This window comes from Pseudomonas sp. CGJS7 (genome assembly GCF_036961695.1).
Genome location: NZ_JBAMDI010000010.1, coordinates 113019 through 134068, shown reverse-complemented (window position 1 = coordinate 134068; position 21050 = coordinate 113019). Strand labels below are relative to the sequence as shown.

Below are 21050 nucleotides of genomic sequence, written 5' to 3'. Positions count from 1 at the left end.
GCCCGCATGCTCAAGATCGATACCCACGCCCATTACCTGCCGCGCGACTGGCCCGATCTGGCGCGCAAGTTCGGCGACGACCGTTTCCCGGTGATCCACCATACCGACGACGGCCGCCATCGCATCTACAAGGACGGCAAGTTTTTTCGCGAAATTTGGTCCAAGACCTGGGACCCGCAGGAACGCATCGACGATTACTCGCGCTTCGGCGTGCAGGTGCAAGTCATCAGCACCGTGCCGGTGATGTTCAGCTACTGGGCCAAGGCCAATCAGGCGCTGGAACTGCATCAGGCGCTCAACGACCACATGGCCCAGGCCTGCCGCGATTACTCGCGCCACTACGCCGGCATCGGCACCGTGCCGCTGCAATCGCCGCGGCTGGCGGTGCAGGAGCTGGAGCGTTGCATGGACCAACTGGGCCTGCAGGGCTGCCAGATCGGCAGCCACGTCAACGACTGGAATCTGGACGCGCCGGAGTTGTTCGAGTTCTTCGAAGCCGCCGCCGACCTCGGCGCGGCGATCCTGGTCCATCCCTGGGACATGATGGGAACGCCGAGCATGCCCAAGTACTGGCTGCCGTGGCTGGTCGGCATGCCGGCCGAACAATCGCGCGCGGCCTGCTGTCTGGTGTTCGGCGGCGTGCTGGAACGTTTGCCCAAGCTGAAAATCTGCCTGGCCCACGGCGGCGGCAGCTTCCCTTACACCATCGGCCGGATCGAACACGGCTTCAACATGCGTCCGGACCTGGTCGCCACCGACAACCCGCGCAACCCGCGCGATTACCTGTCGCAGCTGTATTTCGATTCGTGGGTGGCCGACCCGCGCGCCTTGCAATACCTGCTCGACACCTGCGGCGTGTCGCGGGTGATGCTGGGCACCGACTATCCCTTCCCGCTCGGCGAGCAGACGCCCGGCGCCGGCATCGCTTCGCTGGATTTGAACCAGGCCGATCAGGCGCGGCTGTATCACGGCACCGCGCTGGAATGGCTGGGGCTGTCGAAGTCGCGGTTCGCATGAGCCCGGCTTCGCTTGATTCTGCCTCGGCGCCGCCGCTGGACAGCGAGCGCTGGGCCGAACTGGTCGGCGCCATCGCCGGCCGTCTCGCCGAACACGGCAGCACCGCGATCCATGCGTACCTGGACCTGCGCGACCGCGATGATTTCGACGCGCAATGGACCCACGCCGACAGCGCGCTGCAGCAGCACAAGCGCCAGTTGGACGGGCAACGCATCGCCGCGGCCCAGGACGCCTCGCAGCAGCTGCGCCGCGCGGTGTTCGCCGCGGTCATGCAGGCCAGCGGCCAACCCGAACTGGCCGGTTATCTGTCCGACGATGCCGCGTTGATCCACGAGAACCAAACACTGCACCTGGGTTCGGACTGGATCGACGGCTTGCGCCGTTGCTACGAGTCCGGACAGTTGCCGCCCGCGTCCACGGCTTGACCGCCTGCCTCCACTTTCGTTGCCCTGCACACCTTATGACCGACCCGCACTCGCCCGCCCACGCCGCCGCGCTCGACGCCGCCGATCCGCTGCCGACCTTGCGCGATCAATTCCTGATCCCGCGCCACAACGATCGCGAACAAACCTACTTCGTCGGCAACTCGCTCGGCCTGCAGCCGCGCGGCGCGCGCGCGCACGTCGAAGAGGTGTTGGACAAGTGGGCGATGGAAGCGGTCGAAGGCCACTTCACCGGCCAGGCGCAGTGGATGCCCTACCACGAACTGGTGCGCGAGCCGCTGGCCCGGGTGGTCGGCGCGCAGCCGCACGAAGTGGTGGCGATGAATTCGCTCACCGCCAACCTGCATCTGATGATGGTCAGTTTCTACCGGCCCACCCGCGAGCGGCCGGCGATTCTGATCGAAGCCGGATCGTTTCCGTCCGACCGTTACGCCGTGGCTTCGCAGATCGGCTTTCACGGCTTCGACCCGGACACCGACTTGATCGAACTGCAACCCGACCAACCCGGCGGGCTGATCTCGATGCAGGCCATCGAGCGCGCCATCGCCGAACACGGCCCGCGGCTGGCGCTGGTGCTGTGGCCGGGCGTGCAGTACCGCACCGGGCAGGCTTTCGATCTGGCCGAAATCGCGCGTTTGGCCCATGCCCAGGGCGCACTGTGCGGCTTCGACCTCGCCCACGGCGCCGGCAATCTGGAACTGGCGCTGCACGACAGCGGCGTGGATTTCGCGGTGTGGTGCCACTACAAGTATCTGAACTCCGGCCCGGGCGCGGTCGCCGGCTGTTTCGTCCACGAACGCCACGCCCGCAGCGACCGGCCGCGCTTCGCCGGCTGGTGGGGCCACGAGACCTCGACCCGTTTCCGCATGGGCCCGCAGTTCGTGCCGACCCCGGGCGCGGACGGCTGGCAGCTCAGCAACCCGCCGATCCTCGGCCTGGCGCCGCTGCGCGCGTCGCTGGAGCTGTTCGACCGGGTCGGCATGCGCGCCTTGCGCGAGAAATCCCAGCGCCTGACCGGTTACCTGGAAACCCTGATCCGCGAGCGTTTGAGCGACACCCTCGACATCCTCACGCCGGCGCAACCGGCCGAGCGCGGCTGCCAGTTGTCGCTGCGGGTGATCGGCGGCCGCGGCTTGAGCGGGCGCGCCGCGGGGCGGGACCTGTTCGACTACCTGGCCGGCGAAGGCGTGCTCGGCGATTGGCGCGAGCCGGATGTGATCCGGATCTCGCCGGCGCCGTTGTACAACACGCATGCGGATGTGTTGCGGTTTGCGCAGGCAGTGCAAGCTTGGAGAAATCCGTAACCCCCGGCCCGTCATCCCGCAAATGCTGGAATGACGGGCTGGGGAGCAGATCGATAATCGGAATGTTCCTTTCGCTTTCTTCGCTGCATTCACGTATCGGAATCTCGGACGCGGCTCCTTGAACAACTCAACCGCCAACAACCACATCACCCTGATCGGCGCCGGCCTCGCCGGCGCCCTGCTCGCCACCCTGCTCGCCCGCCAGGGCTGGCAAGTCGACGTCTTCGAAAAACGCGGCGATCCGCGCCTGAAGGGCTACGCCGGCGGCCGCTCGATCAACCTCGCCCTGGCCGAACGCGGGCGCCATGCGCTGCGCCTGGCCGGCGCCGACGAGGCGGTCATGGCCCAGGCGGTGATGATGCGCGGGCGGATGGTGCATTTCCTCGACGGGCGCACCGATCTGCAGCGCTACGGCCGCGACGACAGCGAGGTGATCTGGTCGGTGCATCGCGGCGAGCTCAATCTGATCCTGCTGCAGATCGCCGAGGACGCCGGGGCCAAGCTGCATTTCCACCGCGGCCTGAGCTCGGTGGATTTCGACGCGCGCATCGCCCGCTTCCACGACGATCGCGACGGCAGCGAGCACGAAGTCGCCTTCGACAGTCTGGTCGGCGCCGACGGCGCCGGCTCGGCGCTGCGCGCGGCGATGAACCGCGCCTCGGACCTGGGCGAGCGCACCGAGTTCCTCGGCCACTCGTACAAGGAGCTGGAAATCCCGCCCGCGCCCGACGGCGGTTTCAGCATCGAACCCAACGCCCTGCATATCTGGCCGCGCGGTCGTTATATGTGCATCGCCCTGCCCAACGATGAGCGCACCTTCACCGTCACCTTGTTCCTGCCCAACGAGGGCGAGCCGAGCTTCGACAGCATCCGCAGCGGCGCCCAGGCGCGGGCCTTGTTCGAGCGCGACTTCGCCGACGCACTGCCGCTGATTCCGCGCCTGGAAAGCGATTTCGAAAACAACCCGGCCGGCCTGCTTGCGACCTTGTACCTGGACCGCTGGCATCTGGACGAACGCGCGGTGCTGCTGGGCGACGCCGCGCACGCGATGGTGCCGTTCCACGGCCAGGGCATGAACTGCGCGTTCGAGGACTGCGTCGCCCTGGCCGAGCGCCTGCTCGCCGACAGCGACCGCGCCCGCGCTTTCGCCGATTTCCAGAAACAACGCTTGCCGAGCGCGCGCGCGATCCAGGCGATGGCCCTGGAGAACTACCTGGAAATGCGCGACCGCGTCGACGACGACGATTACCTGTTGCAACGCGCGCTGGAGCGCGAGCTGGCCGAGCGCCACCCCGACCGCTTCATGCCGCGCTACGCGATGGTGACCTTCCACCGCATGCCGTATGAAGTCGCCTTCGAACGCGGCCAGCGCCAGCGCGAATTGCTGGTCGAACTCACCCGCGGCCACGACCGCCTGGATACGCTGGATTGGGACGCGGTCGACGCCACCGTGCGCGCGCGCCTGAGCCCGCTGCCCGCGGACGATTGACCATGCCCGCCAGTTTTCTGTTCTACGACCTGGAAACCTTCGGCGCCGATCCGCGCACGACCCGCATCGCCCAGTTCGCGGCGATGCGCACCGATGCCGATCTGGTCGAGATCGAGGCGCCGATCAGCGTGTTCGTCAAACCCGCCGACGATCTGCTGCCCTCGCCCGCGGCCACTCTGATCACCGGCATCGCCCCGCAGGACGCGCTGCGCGACGGCGTCACCGAGGCGGAAATCTTCGCCTTGATCTTCGAGGAAATGGCGCGGCCGGAGACCTGCAGCGCCGGTTACAACTCGCTGCGGTTCGACGACGAATTCGTCCGCCACGGTCTGTTCCGCAATTTCTACGACCCTTACGAGCGCGAATGGCGCGGCGGCAACTCGCGCTGGGATTTGCTCGATGTGCTGCGGCTGGCGCACGCGCTGCGCCCGGACGGGGTGGTCTGGCCCAAGCGCGAGGACGGCGCGACCTCGTTCAAGCTGGAACATCTGGCTTTGGCCAACGAGGTCCGGGTCGGCGATGCGCACGAAGCGCTGTCGGACGTGCGCGCGCTGATCGGCATCGCCCGCAAGTTCAAGCAGGCCCAGCCCAAGCTGTGGGACTACGCGCTGCGCCTGCGCGACAAACGCTTCGCCGGCAGCCTGCTCGACATCATCGCTATGACGCCGGTGCTGCACGTCTCCCAGCGCTACCCGGCCGCGCGGCTGTGCGCGGCGCCGGTGATTCCGCTGGCCCGCCACCCGCGCATCGACAATCGGGTGCTGGTGTTCGATCTGGCCCAGGACCCGAGCGCGTTGCTGACCCTGGCGCCGCAGGACATCGCCGACCGTTTGTATACGCCCAGCGCGGACCTGCCCGAAGGCGAGGAACGGGTGGCGCTCAAGGAAGTGCATCTGAACCGGTGCCCGGCGCTGATCGCCTGGAATCATCTGCGCCCGGCCGATTTCGAGCGTTTGCAGATCGACCCGGCGCTGGCCGAACGCCGCGCCGCGCAGATCCGCGAAGCCGGCCCTGAATTGGTCGAAAAGGTCCGCCGCGTGTATGCCGCCGACCGCGAACGCGCGCCGTCGGACGTCGACGCCTCGCTCTACGACGCCTTCATCGGCGACGGCGACAAACGCTTGTTCCGCAACGTCCGCACCACCGCGCCGGAGGCCTTGGGCGCGGCCCAGTTCGATTTCCGCGACGCGCGCCTGCCCGAACTGTTGTTCCGCTATCGCGCCCGCAATTGGCCGCAAAGTCTGGACGCGGGCGAGCGCGAGCGCTGGAACGAGTATCGGCGCCAGCGTCTGTGCACCGAGTCGGGGTGGTCGGAGTACAGCTTCGAGCGCTTCCGCGCCGAGCTGCAGCAGGCCCGCGCGCTGGCCGGCGAAGACGGCGCCAAGCAGGTCTTGCTCGATCGCCTGGAAGCCTGGGCGGGCGAGATCGCTGCCGATCTGAACGCTTCATTTTGAGCCCGCGGCGATGAAGCCAGCGGCGCGCTTACGCTTGCAATCGCGGCCGACACCGCCATCTGCATGAGCAGCCCTTTCCTCGGCGCGCCGCCGACCCGCGCGCCAACCGTTTCCGAGACCGCCGCATGAGCCGATATTTCTCCGACGCCAGCTTCAAGTTCCTGCGTTCGCTGGCGCGCAACAACAATCGCGAATGGTTCCACGCGCACAAGAGCGCGTACGAGGAGCACGTGCGCGGGCCGTTCCTGAGCCTGCTCGGCGACCTGCAACCGGTGCTGGTCGAAATCAGCCCGCACTACCGCAGCGAACCCAAGAACGTCGGCGGCTCGCTGTTCCGTATCCACCGCGACACCCGCTTCGCCAACGACAAAGCCCCGTACAAGAGCTGGCAAGGCGCGCGTCTGTTCCATGAGCGCAGCCGTCAGGTCGAGGCGCCCTCGTTCTATCTGCATCTGCAGGGCGGCGAATGCTTCATCGCCGCCGGCGTCTGGCATCCGCAGCCCGATTCGCTGCGCAAGATCCGCCATTTCGTCTTCGACAACCCCGGCAGCTGGAAGGCGGCCGCGCACGATCCCAAGTTCCGCAAGCGTTTCGACCTGGACGACAGCGAAATGCTGACCCGCGCCCCGCGCGGTTTCCCGGCCGAGTTCGAGTTCGCCGAGGATTTGCGGCGCAAGAACTTCGTCGTCTTGCGCGCGCTCGACGACGACACCATGACCGGGCCGCGCCTGCTGAAAACGCTGGAGAAGGATCTGGCCGGGCTGGCGCCGTTTACCGATTACCTGTGCGCGGCGCTGGATCTGGAGTTCTGAGCTTCACCGGCGAGCGGACGCGGCGAAGGCCGCGACGGCGGTTGCCGGCGCGACCCAAGCCGAACACAAGCGTACGAAACGGCGCGGCTTAGCCCGCGCAGACCAAGTAGGTGATCGACACCTCTTCGGTGACGACGCCGCCGCGGGTCAAGCGGCCCTTGCAGTCGCGCTGGGCCCAGCCGACTACGTTGCCGTCCTGGTAGTACTCGTGCAGCTCGCCCACGTACACCGGCGGCACGGCCCAGGCGGCGGTGGCCGCGACGATCAGGCTCAGGCCCAGGGCCAACGTCAACTTCTTGCTCTTCATGCCTCACTCCGTGGCTTGGCGCCGGCTGCATTGCCGGCCCGTCGAGGCTATCGGCCAGCCACCGCGATGCCCAGTGTTGTTGGATAACCCGATCGAGCGTTTCGTCCCAGCGCTCGCCCGGCTCCAGGCCGACGACCGCATCGGGTATCGTGAGCGCCTGCCCGATGCGCCGCCGAGCCCCCCCGCTTGTTTACTCACGAATTCCGCCGTTACGCGCTGTTTTACCTCGGCTACTACGGCGCGCTCGGCGCTTACACGCCGTATATCGGCCGCTGGGTCAGCGCCAACGGGCATGGGGCGTATGCGGTGGGGGCGATGTTGGCGTTGTGGTACGGGGGGAGGATTTTGGCGCCGCCTACTTGGGCCAAGGGGGTGGCGCGGAGCAAGGCGCCGGGGCGGTGGTTGGTGGCGGGCTGTTTGGTGTCTGCGCTTGCGTTCGCGGGCTTCGGTTGGTTCAACGGCGGCGCCATGCTGTTCGTGGTCATGGGCGCGTTCGCGCTGTTCTTCAACGCGGTGATGCCGCAGTTCGAGGCGATGACCTTGAACGCGCTGGGCACGCGCAATCACGACTACGGCAAGATCCGGATGTGGGGATCGGTCGGTTTCCTGCTGGTCGCGGCCAGCTACGGCTGGTTGCTGGACCGGCTCGGCAACGACGCCTTCGTCTGGCTGAGCCTGCCCTGGCTGGTGCTGACCGTCGCCGCCGCGTGGCTGCATCGCGGCGATCCGGCGTCCCCGCCGGCCGCGGCCGATGCGCCGCGCGAACAGTTGTGGCGCCGGCCCGGCACCCGCCGGCTGTTGTGCACGGCGCTGCTGATGCAACTGGGCTTCGGTCCGTTCTACGTCTTCTACACCCTGCAATTGCAGGCCCATGGCCACGACGGCTTCGCGGTCGGTCTGTTGTGGGCGATCGGCGTGGTCTGCGAGATCGCGATGTTCTGGCAAGCGCCGCGGCTGGTGCAGCGCTTCGGCGCGCACAAGCTGATGGCGGCCTGCCTGGTCGCCACCGCCTTGCGCTGGCTGCTGGTGGCGCTGTTCGCCGATTCCTTCGCCTGGATGGCGCTGGCCCAGACCGGCCACGCGCTGAGCTTCGCCGCCTTCCACGCCGGCTGCATGCGGCGCATGGCCGAACTGTTCCCGCAGCGGCGCGACATGGCCTCGGCCCAGGGCATGCTGTACGGCTTCAGCGGCGGCATCGGCGGCGTGCTCGGCGCCGGCATGGCCGCGTTCGCCTGGCAGCACGGCGGCGGCAAGGCCGCCTTCATCGCCGGCGCGGCCTGCGCGCTGGTGGCCCTGGGCGTGCATGTGGCCGCGCAGCGTTACGCCCGGGTCTCGCCTACCACGGCAGCGTAACCGGCGCGCTTAAGCAACGCTAAAGCCGATCCCGCTACTCTGACGCACCACCCAAGGATCGCCGCCATGAAGAAATGGATCGCCCTCGCCGTTCTGATCGTGGCCTTGCTGGCCGGCTACGTCGCCGCCGGCCCGTTCCTGACCGTTCGCGCGATCCGCGCCGCGGTCAAGGAAGGCAACACCGGCGAGTTGTCCAAGCACGTCGACTTCGCCGCGATCCGGCTCAGCCTCAAGGCCCAGGTCGACGACTACATGGTCCGCCGCGCCGGCCCCGACGCGCAGTCCAGCCTGTTCGGTTCGCTCGGACTGAGTCTGGCCAGCGGCGTCGCCGGCACCGCGGTCGACGCCATCGCCACCCCGATCGGCATCGGCGCGGTGCTGGAAGGCCGCAAGCTGTTCAAGCGTTTCGACGGCGGCGGCGGCAATCGCGACGCTTACGCCCAGGTGCCGCCGGCCGAACCGCTGAAGAACCTGAGCTATCGCTTCGAATCGCCTTCGCGTTTCACCGCCACGGTAAACAATGCCGATGGCGATCCGGTGGTGTTCGTTCTAACCCGCGACGGGTTGAGCTGGACCGTCACCGATGTGCGTCTGCCGCTGGACAAGATGCTGCCCTGAGTTCGCTCGGTTGCCCCCTGTAGGAGCTGCGCAAGCTGCGACCGCGACACTGCACTTACCTCGCAACTTTCGTCGCAAGCGCAGTGTCGCGGTCGCAGCTCGCCCAGCTCCTACAGCAAGATGACCGGCCCGCGCAGCAATTCGACGCCGCGGCCGTCCCATGGACGTTTGCGCCGCATCGCCGCTCAGCGATTGGCGACGCCGTGCGGCACATGTCCGGCGGCGACGTGATCGCGCGCGGACAGGATGTTGTGCTCGGAATCGTCGAAGAAGATATCCGCGCCGAACGCTTCCAGGAACGGACCCTTGGCGCGGCCGCCGAGGAACAGCGCTTCGTCCAGACGGATGCCCCACTCGCGCAGCGTGCGGATCACCCGCTCGTGCGCGGGCACCGAACGCGCGGTGACCAGCGCGGTCCGGATCGGCGCGTCCTGGCCGACCGGGAACGCCGCCTGCAAGCGGTGCAAGGCATCCAGGAACCCGCGGAACGGGCCGCCCGACAGGGGCTCGCCGGCGTGGCTGCGCTCGTGTTCGGCGAACGCGGCCAGACCGCCCTCGCGCGAGACCCGCTCGCCTTCGTCGTCGAAGATCACCGCATCGCCGTCGAAGGCGATGCGCAGCTGATCCGGCGGCAAGTGCGGCGCCAGCTTCGAACTCGGCAGCGCCGGCAGCAAGGTCGCCGCGGCGACGCCGGCGGCCAGCGCCGCGCTGACGTCCTCGGCGTTGGCCGACAGGAACAAGTCGGCGCCGAACGGGCGGATGTAGGGGAACGGCGGCGCGCCGTTGCTGAACGCCGCGCGCTTGATCGACAGCCCGTGGTGGGCGATCGAATTGAAGATGCGCAAGCCGCTGTCGGCGGAATTGCGCGAAATCAGGATCACCTCGACCCGCGGCGCCTCCGGCGGCGCGCCGTGGTTGAGCGCCAGCAGCTTGCGCACCAGCGGAAAGGCGATGCCGGGCCGGAGCAGGTCGTCCTCGCGTTCGCGCTGGAAGGCCGCATAGGCGTCGATGCCCTCGCGCTCGAAGAGCGCGTGGCTCTCTTCCATGTCGAACAGCGTGCGCGAGGAAATCGCGACAATCAGGGGGTCGGCATCACGGTCGGGCATGGGGGCATTGTAAGGGCGCGGAGCAAGGAGTGAGCGCAGAGGAGCGAGAAATCAGCCGCAGCCAGCCTACATACACTCACTTCTCACTCCCCTACGCTCACTTCCAAGTTTCTAGCCGTATCCTTGTCGTTTCCTCGCTCGGACCCGCACCATGCCCGCCAGTCCCGCCGCCACCGCCGCCGACCCGCAACTCGGCCACGCCCTGAAAACGCGTCAGCTGGTGATGATGGGCCTGGGCAGCGCGATCGGCGCCGGCCTGTTTCTGGGTTCCGGCGTCGGCGTGCAGACCGCCGGTCCGGCGGTGCTGCTGTCGTATCTGATCGCCGGCACCCTGATCATCATCGTGATGCGCGCGCTCGGCGAAATGGCCGCCGCGCGGCCCACCAGCGGCGCGTTCTCGGTCTACGCCGCCGACGCCATGGGCCCGACCGCCGGCGCCACCCTGGGTTGGTTGTGGTGGGTGCAGATCGTGATCGTGGTGGCGGCCGAATCGGTCGGCGCGGCCGGTTTGCTGGCGACGATCTGGCCCGGGCTGCCGGTGGCGGCCACGTCCTTGGTGTTCATGACCGTGTTCACCCTGGTCAACCTGCTCGGCGTGCGCAACTTCGGCGAGTTCGAATTCTGGTTCGCGATCCTCAAGGTCGCCGCGATCCTGGCCTTCATCGCCATCGGCGCGGCGCTGCTGATCGGCCTGCTGCCGGAGGTGGCCTCGCCGGGCCTGCGCAACTTCACCGAACACGGCGGCTTCGCGCCCAAGGGCTGGACCGGGGTCGGCGCGGCCTTGCTGGTGGTGGTGTTCGCCTTCGGCGGCACCGAGATCGTCGCCGTCGCCGCGGCCGAAACCCAGGACCCCGAGCGCAGCATCACCCAGGCGATCCGGACCGTGGCCTGGCGCATCCTGGTGTTCTACATCGGCTCGCTGGCGGTGATCATCGCGGTGGTGCCGTGGACCAGCGAGGCGCTGAAGTCGCCGTTCGCGGCGGTGCTGGAAGTCGCGCGGATCCCCGGCGCGGCCACCGCGATCACGTTGGTTGCGGTAGTGGCGCTGCTGTCGGCGCTCAACGCCAACCTCTACGGCGCCTCGCGGATGATCTATTCGCTGGCCCAGCGCCAGGAAGCGCCGCGCTTTCTCGCCCACCTCAGCGGCAACCAAGTGCCGGTGGCGGCGGTGCTGGCGAGCGTGGCGTTCGGCTTCATCGCCACCGCGCTGGAACTGCTGTACCCGGACAAGGTGCTGCCGGCGCTGTTGAACGCGGTCGGTTCGACCTGCCTGCTGGTGTGGACGCTGTCGCTGCTGTCGCAGCTGATCCTGCGCCGACGCGCCGACCGTGACGGCACGCCGCTGCCGTTCAAGATGTGGGCGTTCCCGTACGTGACCTACTTCGGTCTGGCGATCCTGGCGATGGTGTTCGTGCTGGCGCTGATGACCGAAGGCCCGCGTGCGCAGTTGCTGTCGACGGTGGCGCTGACCTTGTGCATCGCCGCGATCAGCGAAGTCGCGCGGCGGATGCGGGCGCGCGGCTGAGGTCGGGCGGATCTGCGCGGGTCCTTGCTGCTCGCTCAGGCTCGCGTGGTCGCAGGTCGCCTCGCGGGTGCCGGCGGCCGTTGCCGCGCAGGTCGGTATCCGAGGCTCAGGCCATCGATTGCTGCCGATGCGACCTGCGTCTAAATTTCTGACACCTCATTAAATACGCATCTCAAATTATTGATTTTTAAAAATAAAAATCCTTTAACTTAAAGCGGTTTCGAGCCCGCTTCGGCCTCGGCGGCCACCGCCGCGCCGCAACTCCCACCTGCCCAGCCGGCAATGGCTAGAATGAATTTCAAGCGATAGTTGAAGGCTGCGTGTCCGTGGAATCTCTGGCCAACCTGGAATCCTTCGTCCGCAGCGCCGATCTGCGCGGTTTCTCCGCCGCCGCGCGGCAACTGGGTCTGACCCCGGCGGCGGTAAGCCGCAACGTCGCGGTGCTGGAGCGCAATCTGGGGCTGCGCCTGTTCCAGCGCAGCACCCGCAAGCTGACCCTGACCGAGTCCGGCGAGCGCTTCCTGGACTCGGTGCGCGCGCACGTGGAGGCCTTGAACGACGCGCTGAGCATGGCCTCGCTGGAGCGCGAAGCGCCGGCTGGCACCCTCAAGCTCAGCATGCCGCCCGGATTCGGCATGGATTACGTGCTGCCGCTGATGCCGGGGTTCCTGCGCCGCTACCCGCGCATCCGCCTGGACTGGTTGCTGGAACACCGTCAGGTCGACCTGATCGCGGAGGGCTTCGACGCCGCCATCGGCAGCGGGGTCGAACTGGCCGCCGGCATGCTCGCGCGGCCGCTGGCGCCGCTGCACGTGATCGCGGTGGCGTCGCCGCAGTACCTGCAAGGCCGCGCCGCACCGGTCGAACCGGAAGACCTGGCCGGACACGACGGCATCTCCCTGCGCTCGCCGCACACCGGCCGGGTGCGCCACTGGGCGATGCGCGACAGCGCCGGGCGCGAGGCGGCGGCGGTCGCGCGCGAGCGGATCGTGCTCAACGATCCCGAAGCCATGTGCCGCGCCGCGCTCGACGGCCTCGGCGTGGCCCTGGTCGCGGTGCAGCACGCGCTGCCGTATCTGCGCGACGGACGCCTGCAGCGCCTGCTGCCGGATTGGTACGCCGACTTGGGATCGATTTCGCTGTATTACCCGAACCGCGGCGTACTGCCGAGCAAGACCCGGGCCTTCGTGGATTACTTGCTGGAAGCGGTCGAGCAGGCCCAGCTGTCGTCGCGGCTGGCCGGCCGCGCCGAAGCCCCGGCGCCGAGCCGGGCGCAGACCGAAACCGGAGTGGCGACGTGATCGAACAATCCCCCATCGCTTCCGCCGAAGGCGTGCCGATGGTCGGCGCGGTGCTGATCCGCGACGGCCGCCTGCTGCTGGGACTGCGCAACGCGCACAAACGGCTGGCGCCCAATTGCTGGGACATCCTCGGCGGCCACGTCGAGGCCGGGGAGACGCTGGAGCAAGCGCTGGTGCGCGAATTGCAGGAAGAAGCCGGCATCCTCGCCACTGGTTACGCCCAACTCGGCGATCCCCTGCCCTGGGCCGGCGCCAGCCTCACCGTCTACCGCGTCGATGCCTGGCAGGGCGAAGCGACCATGCTCGGCGACGAACACGTGCGCCTGCAGTGGTTCGAACCGGCCCAGGCGCGGACGCTGCCGAATCTGGCCGACGGGCGCTTGATCGAGCTGATCGGGCGATTGGGTTCGAACCCGGAGTGAGCGTTCTCAGCCGCTGGTGAACTGCTCGATCAGCATCCGCTCTTCGAGGTTGTGTTCGGGATCGAACAGCAGCGTGACCGTGCGGTCGCGCGACTCGCGGATCATCACCTCCACCACATCGCGCACTTCGTGCGAGTCGGCGGTGGCGCTGACCGGGCGCTTGTACGGATCGAGCACGCGGAACCGCACTTCGGTGTCGGCCTTGAGCAAGGCGCCGCGCCAGCGCCGCGGACGGAACGCGGCGATCGGGGTCAGCGCGATCACCGCCGAACCCAGCGGCAGAATCGGCCCGTGCGCGGAGAAGTTGTAGGCGGTGCTGCCGGCCGCGGTGGCCACCAGCACGCCGTCGCAGATCAGTTCGTCCAGCCGGGTCTGGCCGTTGAGGTCGATGCGCACGTGCGCGGCCTGGCGGGTCTGGCGCAGCAGCGAGACCTCGTTGTAGGCCAGCGAGCCGAAGGTCGCGCCCGACTCGGTCTGGGCGACCATTTCCAGCGGCCGCAGCACCGCCGGTTCGGCGCTGGCGATGCGTTCGAGCAACTCGCCCGCGCCTTCGGCGTATTGGTTCATCAGAAAGCCGACCGTGCCCAGTTTCATCCCGTACACGGGTTTGCCGAGCGCACCATGGCGATGCAGGGTCTGCAGCATGAAACCATCGCCGCCGAGCGCGACCAGGACGTCGGCGACGGCGGGCTCGTGCTGGCCATGGCGGGCGCACAGCTCGGCGAGCGCGCGCTGCGCTTCGTCGGTGTGGCTGGCGAGAAAAGCGATGCGAGGCGTCGCGGTCATCGGCGGCTCCGGGAGGACGGCGCCAGCATAACCCGGCCGATGCGGGGGATTGGCGTGGCCATCGCGAAACTTGAGACGGCGTGAGCCAGCTCGCATTCGCGACGGAATCACAGTTTCGCGGCTTCGCGGCGCTGCCGCGACTGCGCCATGACGCGAACGGCGTGGGTCGCGCACCCGCGACCGGGCCAGTGCGCAGGTTTTTAAAGTCACAATTCGTCGCGATCGCGCCCGGCGCGAGAACCGCAAACAAAAAACCCCCGCCCGTTTCGGGGCGAGGGTTTCGCATCCACGCCGAGCCGGCGCGAGCGCCGGCTCCAGCGGCCGAGATCAGCCGCGCGCAGCCAACTGCGACAGACGCTGCACCGCGACCGAAGCGGTCGGATAGTCCAGGGTCTTCTGCGCCGCCAGTTCGGTGAGCATCGCCAGGGTGAAGCGCAGCGACTGGTCGTCGCGGCTCAACCACTGTTTGACCTTGGCGTCGGCATTGGCGCCGGCCATGTTCAACACCTGCCCGACCAGGATCCGCTGCTGGGTCCCCAGTTCCTCGCGCAGCACCCCGCGCGCGACCGCGTGCCAGCGGCCGTCGACGGTGAGCGCGTCGATCTGCTCCTGCAGCCACGGCAGACGCAGCGCTTCGCCCAGACGGAAGTGGACCTTGGCCACGTCCACCGGCTTGAGCTTGCGCTCGCGCGCCAGTTCGATGATGTCGCAGCTCGGCTCCAGGTACGGCAACGCCGCCAACTGCGCGGCCAGCGCTTCGGGCACGCCCTTGGCCTTCCAGTCGGCGTAGGCGGCATCGTGGGCCGGACGCTCGCCGTCGCCGAGGATGCCCTGGCCGGCGCGGATGTTCTTGAAGCCGTCGTGGTAACGGGCGACCGCGGTGGTGATGTCCGGAATCGCGCCGGGACGCGACAGCAGCCAACGGGTGAAGGAACGTTGCAGGTTCCAGATCACCTGCAGCGCGTCGATCTGGGTCGACTCGGCGACCTTGCCGTCGAGCGCGTCGATCTGCGCCCACAACTCGCGCGCGTCCAGCGTCTCGCGGGTGATGGTGAAGGCCTTGGCGACCTCGCCCGGGGTGCGGCCGCTGTCTTCCTGCATGCGCAGCAGGAAGGTCGCGCCCATCCGGTTGATGGTCGAGTTGGTCACCGCGGTGGCGATGATTTCGCGCTTCAGACGGTGGTTTTCCATCGCCTTGGCGTACTTGGCCTGCAGCGGTTCCGGGAAGTAGCGCACCAGTTCCTTCGACAGGTACGGGTCTTCCGGCACGTCGGAGTCCAGCATCTGCTGGAACGCGACGAGCTTGGAGTACGACAGCAGCACCGACAGTTCCGGACGGGTCAGGCCCTGGCCGCGCGACTTGCGCTCGGCGATCTCCGCGTCGCTGGGCAGGAACTCGATCTGACGGTCGAGCAGGCCCTGCGATTCCAGGGTGCGGATGAAGTGCAGCTTGGAACCCAGGCGCGACAGGCTCATCCGCTCCATCAGGCTGATCGCCTGGTTCTGGCGGTAGTTGTCGTTGAGCACCAGATCGGCCACTTCGTCGGTCATCGACGCCAGCAGCTTGTTGCGCTCGGGCAGCGTGAGCTTCTTGGCCTGCACCTGCCCGTTGAGCAGTATCTTGATGTTGACCTCGTGGTCGGAGGTGTCCACGCCGGCGGAGTTGTCGATGAAGTCGGTGTTGAGCAGCACGCCGTGCTGGGCCGCTTCGATGCGGCCGAGCTGGGTCAGGCCCAGGTTGCCGCCCTCGCCCACCATCTTGCAGCGCAGCTCGCCGCCGTTGACGCGCAGCGCGTTGTTGGCGCGGTCGCCGACATCGCTGTTGGATTCGCTGCTGGCCTTGACGTAGGTGCCGATGCCGCCGTTCCACAGCAGATCGACCGGCGCCTTGAGGATCGCGCTCATCAGCTCGACCGGGCTCATCGCGGTGGCGTTGCCCTCGATGCCGAGCGCGGCCTTGATCTCCGGCGACAGCGGGATCGACTTGGCCGAACGCGGGTACACGCCGCCGCCCTTGCTGATCAGCGCCTTGTTGTAGTCGTCCCAGCTCGAACGCGGCAGCTTGAACATGCGCTCGCGCTCGACGAAGGTCTTGGCCGCGTCCGGGTTCGGGTCGAGGAAGATGTGGCGGTGGTCGAACGCGGCCAGCAGGCGGATGTGCTTGCTCAGCAGCATGCCGTTGCCGAACACGTCGCCGGACATGTCGCCGATGCCGACGGTGGTGAAGTCCTGGGTCTGGCTGTCGCGGCCGAGCGAACGGAAGTGGCGCTTGACCGACTCCCACGCGCCCTTGGCGGTGATGCCCATGCCCTTGTGGTCGTAACCGACCGAACCGCCCGAGGCGAAGGCGTCGTCGAGCCAGAACTTGTGCTCGGCGGCGATGCCGTTGGCGATGTCGGAGAAGGTCGCGGTGCCCTTGTCGGCGGCGACCACCAAGTACGGATCGTCGTTGTCGTGACGGACCACGTTCTTCGGCGCGACGATCTTGCCGTCGACGATGTTGTCGGTGATGTCGAGCAGGCCGTTGATGAACATCTTGTAGCAGGCGATACCCTCGGCCAGGACCGCGTCGCGGTCGCCGCCGATCGGCGGACGCTTGGCGAAGAAGCCGCCCTTGGAGCCGACCGGCACGATCACGGTGTTCTTGACCATCTGCGCCTTGACCAGACCCAGCACCTCGGTGCGGAAGTCTTCGCGGCGGTCGGACCAGCGCAAACCGCCGCGGGCGACCGGGCCGAAGCGCAGGTGCACGCCTTCCACGCGCGGACCGTAGACGAAGATTTCGCGGTACGGGCGCGGCTTGGGCAGGTCCGGCACGTTGGCCGAATCGAACTTGTAGCTGACGTAGCCGCGCTCGGAGCCGTCGGCGGCGGTCTGGTAGTAGCTGGTGCGCAGGGTCGCGGTGATCACGCCGACGAAGCTGCGCAGGATGCGGTCTTCATCCAGGCTGGAGACGCGGTCGAGCAGCGCCTTGATCGCTTCGATGGTGGCCTGGGCCTGCTGATCGCGCTTGCCGCTGCGCGCGTCGATGACCGGCTTGAGCGCGCTCATCACCGCCGCGTCGCCGCCGGACAAGGTGTCGAACTGCTGGACCAGACGCTCCTGGCCGGCCTTGATTTCGTCCTTGCTCTCGCTGCCGGTGCACGGATCGAAGCGGGCTTCGAACAGTTCCACCAGCAAACGCGCCAGCAGCGGATAGCGGCTGAAGGTTTCTTCCACGTAGCTCTGCGAGAACGGCACGCCGACCTGCAGCAGGTACTTGCAGTACGCGCGCAGCATCGCCACCTGGCGCCAGGACAGGTTGGCGGTGAGGATCAGGCGGTTGAAGCCGTCGTTCTCGGCGTTGCCGCGCCAGATCTGGGCGAAGGCGTCCTCGAAGGTTTCGTCCAGGCGGTCGACGTCGATGTCGTTGTTGGCGGTCTCGACTTCGAAGTCCTGGATGTAGACCGGCTGGTTGTCGACATTGAGGCGGTAGGGGTGCTCGGAGATCACCCGCAGGCCCATGTTCTCCATCATCGGCAGCGCGTCCGACAAGGGGATGTCGTCGAGCTGGCGGTAGAACTTGAAGCGCAGGCCGCCCTCGCCCTGACGGGTGCGGCACAGGCTCAGGCGCAGATCGTCCGGACCGGTCAGGGCGGCGAGATGGGCGATGTCCTGCGCGGCCACGCCGGCGGAGACTTCTTCGATGTAGCCGGCCGGCAAGGCGCGGCCGTAGCGGCTGGCCAGGGCCAGGCCTTGTTGTTCGCCGTTGGCGCGGACCAGCGCATCGCGCAGTTCGTCCTGGCGGTTGCGCACGATCTCGGTCAGCTCGGCTTCGATCGCGGCGTTGTCGATCTCGACCGCGTCGCCCGACTTCGGCCGCACGATCAAGTGCAACTGCGCCAGCGGCGACTCGCCGATGTGCACGGTGGTGTCGATGTGCTCGCCGTGCAGCTTGTCCTTGAGCATCGCCTCCACCCGCAGACGCACGTCGGTGTTGAAGCGCTCGCGCGGGATGTAGACCAGGCCGGAGAAATAGCGGCCGTAACGGTCGCGGCGCAGGAACAGCTTGCTGCGCACGCGTTCCTGCAGGCCGAGGATGCCCGAGGTGGTCTTGAGCAGTTCGTCCTCGCTGGACTGGAACAGCTCATCGCGCGGCAGGGTTTCCAGCACGTGGCGCAGGGCCTTGCCGCTGTGGCTGTCGGGCGCCAGGCCGGACTGCTGCATCACGTAGGCATGGCGCTGACGCACCAGCGGGATGTCCCAGGGGCGGCGGTTGTAGGCGCTGGAGGTGTACAGGCCGAGGAAGCGCTTTTCGCCGGTCGGACGGCCCTGGGCGTCGAAGCTCAGCACGCCGATGTAGTCCATGTAACCCGGACGGTGCACGGTGGAACGCGCATTCGTCTTGGTCAGGATCAGCGCGTCGACCGCGCCGGACTGCGGCATGTAGTGCGCCGCCAGCGAGGTCAGCAGGCGCGGCTTGCCGACTTCCTTGCCGCGCAGCAGGCCCAGGCCGCTGTCCTTGATCGCGCGCAGCACTTCGCTGCCGCCGAGCTTGACCACTTCGTACTCGCGATAGCCGAGGAAGGTGAAGTGGTTTTCCGCGGCCCAGTGCAGGAACGCCTGCGCTTCCAGCTTGCCGTCCTGATCGATCGGCAGGTTCTGCGCGGGCAGACCGTCGGCGACCTGATTCATCTTGTCGCGCATCTGCGCCCAGTCGCGCACGATCGCGCGCACGTCGGCCAGCACCACGTCCAGCGCCTGCTTGATCTTGGCTGCCGATTCGGCGGTTTGGCGATCGATTTCCAGGTGCATCAGCGATTCGGCCACGCCCTGCCCGACCGCCAGCAGCTTGCCGGCCTTGTCGCGCTGGAAGGTCACCACCGGATGGCCGAGCACGTGCACGCCGATGCCCTGGTCGGCCAGCGCCATGGTCACCGAATCGACCAGGAACGGCATGTCGTCGTTGGCGATCTGCAGCACGGTGTGCGGCGATTCCCAGCCATGCGACTTCAGGGTCGGGTTGAACAAGCGCACCAGCGCGTTGCCCGGCTTGCGGTCGCGCGCGTAGTCGAGGAAGTCCGCCGCCAGCGCGGCCCAGCCTTCGGGCTGGTGCTGCGGCAATTCGTCGATGCTCATGCGCTTGTAGAACGCGTGGGCGAAGGCTTCGGCCTCGGCGTGGCGCGCCTTGGGCAGGCGCTTGCGCATCGCCGCGATGATCGGCTCCAGGTTCACCGCCTGCGCGTCGACCGGCGGCGCCGACTTGGCGCGCTTGGCCGCGGCCGGCGCGGGTTCGGATTTGGCCGTCTTCTTGACCGGGGCTTGCTTGGCCGAAGCCGACTTCACGGCCGGTTTGGCGGCGTTGCGTTTGGTCGGTTCGGACTTGGAAGCTTTGGGTTTAGTGCTCATGGGAACGTTTTGAGATCCGGATGGAATGAGGCCCACGCGTTTGCGTGGGCCAGAAAGGGTTACAGCTTGGGAGCGGAGCCTTGAACGATACGTTTACCGCTGGCGGCAATCAGGGCGGCGCCGTAATCGAGCGATGCGCCGACGCGGCCGCGCGCGCTCTGGCGCGGGCCGTGTACGACAGCAAGCTTCGAACCGCGCGCACCCTGGCCGCCGTCCTCAGGACAGGCGGTGGGCCTGGAAGAACCGAAGCGTTTCATCGCGGGCTTAGCGCAAACCGGTTTCGTTGCGGGCGATGACCAGACGCTGGATCTCGCTGGTGCCTTCGTAGATTTCGGTGATCTTGGCGTCGCGGAAGTAGCGCTCCAGCGGCATTTCCTTGGAGTAGCCCATGCCGCCGTGAATCTGCACGGCCTGGTGGGCGATCCACATCGCCGCTTCGGAAGCGGTGAGCTTGGCGATCGCCGCCTCGTTGCTGAAACGCCCGCCGTGCTTCTCGGTCTGGCCCTTCTGCCAGGCCGCGCGCAAGGTCAGCAGCAGGGCCGCGTCGAGCTTGCACTTCATGTCGGCGATCTTGGCCTGGGTCATCTGGAACGCGCCGATCGGCTGGCCGAAAGCCTTGCGTTCGCGCACGTATTCCAGGGTCTTCTCGTACGCGGCGCGGGCGATGCCGATGGCCTGGCTGGCGATGCCGATGCGGCCGGCGTCGAGCACGCCCATGGCGATCTTGAAGCCGTGGCCCTCATCGCCGAGCACGTCTTCGGCGGCGGCCACGTAGTTCTCGAACTCGATTTCGCAGGTGGCCGAGGCGCGGATGCCGAGCTTGGGCTCGGTCTTGCCGCGGTGGAAACCGGGCTTGGCGGTGTCGATCATGAACGCGGTGATGCCGCGCGCGCCCTTGTCCGGGTCGGTCATCGCGAACAGCACGATGTACTTGGCCACCGGGCCGGAGGTGATCCAGCTCTTCTTGCCGTTGATGACGAAGCTGCCGTCGGCCTGCTTGACCGCCTTGCAGCGCATCGCGGTGGCGTCGGAACCGGACTGCGGCTCGGTCAGCGCGAACGCGCCGATTTCGCGGCCTTCGGCGATCGCGCGCACGTACAGCTGCTTCTGCGCTTCGGTGCCGAACTTGAGAATGCCGTTGCAGAACAGCGAATTGTTCACCGACACGATGGTCGAGTGGGCGGCGTCGCCGGCGGCGATCTCGACCATCGCCAGCACGTAGGAAATCGGGTCCATCCCGGCGCCGCCGTACTCGGCCGGCACTTCGATGCCCATCAGGCCGTTCTCGCCGAGGGTGCGGATGTTCTCCAGCGGGAACTCGCCGGTCTGATCGTGGTGCTCGGCGCTGGGAGCAATCTTCTCCTGGGCGATACGGCGCGCCACGTCCTGGATCATCAACTGCTCTTCGGTAAAGCCAAAATCCACGTCGGCACCTCTTCGTGTGGTGATTGCTGGTGGTGATTGCGTCTTCGGCGGCCCGGGCCGCGCCGTCGCCGCGGGGGCGCCAGAGCGGTACTTCCGGCCCGCGTCAGGGCCCGCGACCCATTCGGCGAGTCGCGAATGCGAATTGTAGCCGTGCGCGCCGAATAACCCCACCCATCGGGCTGCCCGGATCTGGCGTTCGGGCGGGGCGCTTTCAGTCGGGTTTCAGACGGTGTCCGGATCGCGGCGATATTTGCTGCGGCGCATCACGACTTGACCTTGGGGGCTTGGGACACCACACTT

General features: G+C 67.7%; 17 protein-coding genes. 11 read left to right on the top strand and 6 right to left on the bottom strand.

The window, feature by feature from the left end; genetic code table 11:
- Positions 1 to 6 precede the first annotated feature (6 nt).
- The 6 genes from V7787_RS09170 to V7787_RS09145 all read left to right on the top strand — a co-directional run bounded on the left by V7787_RS09170 (position 7) and on the right by V7787_RS09145 (position 6519).
- Positions 7 to 1017: an amidohydrolase family protein gene (locus V7787_RS09170; RefSeq protein ID WP_336087467.1), complete on the top strand. Its 1011-nt coding sequence runs from the start codon at positions 7 to 9 to the stop codon at positions 1015 to 1017.
- Positions 1014 to 1442 (top strand): hypothetical protein, encoded by a 429-nt coding sequence (locus V7787_RS09165; RefSeq protein ID WP_336087465.1) that lies wholly within the window; start codon positions 1014 to 1016, stop codon positions 1440 to 1442. The genes V7787_RS09170 and V7787_RS09165 overlap by 4 nt, the downstream gene beginning before the upstream one ends.
- A 35-nt stretch (positions 1443 to 1477) precedes the next feature.
- Positions 1478 to 2764 (top strand): kynureninase, encoded by a 1287-nt coding sequence (kynU, locus tag V7787_RS09160; protein ID WP_336087463.1) that lies wholly within the window; start codon positions 1478 to 1480, stop codon positions 2762 to 2764.
- A gap of 118 nt (positions 2765 to 2882) precedes the next feature.
- Entirely contained in the window at positions 2883 to 4253 is a 1371-nt protein-coding gene (locus tag V7787_RS09155; protein WP_336087461.1) for an FAD-dependent oxidoreductase, read from the top strand.
- Positions 4254 to 4255: 2 nt separating this feature from the next.
- The gene (gene sbcB, locus V7787_RS09150; RefSeq protein WP_336087459.1) at positions 4256 to 5707 is read left to right on the top strand and encodes an exodeoxyribonuclease I; all 1452 of its coding nucleotides are present in this window, start codon (positions 4256 to 4258) and stop codon (positions 5705 to 5707) included.
- Between the two features lie 125 nt (positions 5708 to 5832).
- Positions 5833 to 6519 (top strand): DUF2461 domain-containing protein, encoded by a 687-nt coding sequence (locus V7787_RS09145; RefSeq protein ID WP_336087457.1) that lies wholly within the window; start codon positions 5833 to 5835, stop codon positions 6517 to 6519.
- Between the two features lie 88 nt (positions 6520 to 6607).
- Here V7787_RS09145 and V7787_RS09140 read toward each other — a convergent pair whose 3' ends face one another.
- Positions 6608 to 6826 carry a hypothetical protein gene (locus V7787_RS09140; RefSeq protein WP_336087454.1) on the bottom strand — a complete coding sequence of 73 codons (219 nt, stop codon included), beginning with the start codon at positions 6824 to 6826 and terminating at the stop codon, positions 6608 to 6610.
- Positions 6827 to 7012: 186 nt separating this feature from the next.
- On the opposite strand from V7787_RS09140, the gene V7787_RS09135 reads away from it, so the two are divergent.
- Both V7787_RS09135 and V7787_RS09130 read left to right on the top strand, forming a co-directional pair.
- Positions 7013 to 8179, top strand: a complete 1167-nt coding sequence (locus tag V7787_RS09135) for an MFS transporter (protein WP_336087452.1) — start codon at positions 7013 to 7015, stop codon at positions 8177 to 8179.
- Between the two features lie 66 nt (positions 8180 to 8245).
- Positions 8246 to 8797, top strand: coding sequence for a DUF2939 domain-containing protein (locus V7787_RS09130; RefSeq protein ID WP_336087449.1), 552 nt, complete (start codon positions 8246 to 8248; stop codon positions 8795 to 8797).
- A 185-nt stretch (positions 8798 to 8982) separates the two neighbouring features.
- Here the strand turns inward: V7787_RS09130 and V7787_RS09125 are convergent, their stop codons facing one another.
- Positions 8983 to 9903, bottom strand: coding sequence for a 5'-nucleotidase (locus V7787_RS09125; protein WP_336087447.1), 921 nt, complete (start codon positions 9901 to 9903; stop codon positions 8983 to 8985).
- A gap of 151 nt (positions 9904 to 10054) precedes the next feature.
- Here V7787_RS09125 and V7787_RS09120 point away from each other — a divergent pair, with 151 nt between their 5' ends.
- The 3 genes from V7787_RS09120 (at position 10055) to V7787_RS09110 (ending at position 13151) form a co-directional block, all read left to right on the top strand.
- Positions 10055 to 11428, top strand: a complete 1374-nt coding sequence (locus V7787_RS09120) for an amino acid permease (RefSeq protein ID WP_336087444.1) — start codon at positions 10055 to 10057, stop codon at positions 11426 to 11428.
- A gap of 326 nt (positions 11429 to 11754) precedes the next feature.
- Positions 11755 to 12729, top strand: coding sequence for a LysR family transcriptional regulator (locus V7787_RS09115; RefSeq protein WP_336087490.1), 975 nt, complete (start codon positions 11755 to 11757; stop codon positions 12727 to 12729).
- Positions 12726 to 13151 (top strand): NUDIX domain-containing protein, encoded by a 426-nt coding sequence (locus V7787_RS09110; protein WP_336087442.1) that lies wholly within the window; start codon positions 12726 to 12728, stop codon positions 13149 to 13151. The genes V7787_RS09115 and V7787_RS09110 overlap by 4 nt, the downstream gene beginning before the upstream one ends.
- A gap of 6 nt (positions 13152 to 13157) precedes the next feature.
- On the opposite strand, the gene V7787_RS09105 is transcribed toward V7787_RS09110, so the two are convergent.
- The 4 genes from V7787_RS09105 to V7787_RS09090 form a co-directional block, all read right to left on the bottom strand.
- Positions 13158 to 13937 (bottom strand): NAD kinase, encoded by a 780-nt coding sequence (locus tag V7787_RS09105; protein WP_336087440.1) that lies wholly within the window; start codon positions 13935 to 13937, stop codon positions 13158 to 13160.
- A gap of 327 nt (positions 13938 to 14264) precedes the next feature.
- Positions 14265 to 19325 (bottom strand): NAD-glutamate dehydrogenase, encoded by a 5061-nt coding sequence (locus tag V7787_RS09100; protein ID WP_336087438.1) that lies wholly within the window; start codon positions 19323 to 19325, stop codon positions 14265 to 14267.
- A 59-nt stretch (positions 19326 to 19384) separates the two neighbouring features.
- On the bottom strand, positions 19385 to 19582 hold the full coding sequence (locus tag V7787_RS09095) for a hypothetical protein (protein WP_336087436.1): 198 nt from the start codon (positions 19580 to 19582) through the stop codon (positions 19385 to 19387).
- Positions 19583 to 19589: 7 nt separating this feature from the next.
- On the bottom strand, positions 19590 to 20750 hold the full coding sequence (locus tag V7787_RS09090; protein ID WP_336087434.1) for an acyl-CoA dehydrogenase family protein: 1161 nt from the start codon (positions 20748 to 20750) through the stop codon (positions 19590 to 19592).
- Positions 20751 to 21050: the final 300 nt, after the last annotated feature.

Excerpts from the sequence above, each read along its gene's own strand:
- V7787_RS09120 (WP_336087444.1), top strand. The coding sequence starts at position 10,055 with ATGCCCGCCAGTCCCGCCGCCACCGCCGCCGACCCGCAACTCGGCCAC.
- V7787_RS09100 (WP_336087438.1), bottom strand. The coding sequence starts at position 19,325 with ATGAGCACTAAACCCAAAGCTTCCAAGTCCGAACCGACCAAACGCAAC.
- V7787_RS09165 (WP_336087465.1), top strand. The coding sequence starts at position 1,014 with ATGAGCCCGGCTTCGCTTGATTCTGCCTCGGCGCCGCCGCTGGACAGC.
- V7787_RS09170 (WP_336087467.1), top strand. The coding sequence starts at position 7 with ATGCTCAAGATCGATACCCACGCCCATTACCTGCCGCGCGACTGGCCC.
- V7787_RS09105 (WP_336087440.1), bottom strand. The coding sequence starts at position 13,937 with ATGACCGCGACGCCTCGCATCGCTTTTCTCGCCAGCCACACCGACGAA.
- V7787_RS09145 (WP_336087457.1), top strand. The coding sequence starts at position 5,833 with ATGAGCCGATATTTCTCCGACGCCAGCTTCAAGTTCCTGCGTTCGCTG.
- sbcB (WP_336087459.1), top strand. The coding sequence starts at position 4,256 with ATGCCCGCCAGTTTTCTGTTCTACGACCTGGAAACCTTCGGCGCCGAT.
- V7787_RS09095 (WP_336087436.1), bottom strand. The coding sequence starts at position 19,582 with ATGAAACGCTTCGGTTCTTCCAGGCCCACCGCCTGTCCTGAGGACGGC.
- V7787_RS09130 (WP_336087449.1), top strand. The coding sequence starts at position 8,246 with ATGAAGAAATGGATCGCCCTCGCCGTTCTGATCGTGGCCTTGCTGGCC.
- kynU (WP_336087463.1), top strand. The coding sequence starts at position 1,478 with ATGACCGACCCGCACTCGCCCGCCCACGCCGCCGCGCTCGACGCCGCC.
- V7787_RS09125 (WP_336087447.1), bottom strand. The coding sequence starts at position 9,903 with ATGCCCGACCGTGATGCCGACCCCCTGATTGTCGCGATTTCCTCGCGC.
- V7787_RS09140 (WP_336087454.1), bottom strand. The coding sequence starts at position 6,826 with ATGAAGAGCAAGAAGTTGACGTTGGCCCTGGGCCTGAGCCTGATCGTC.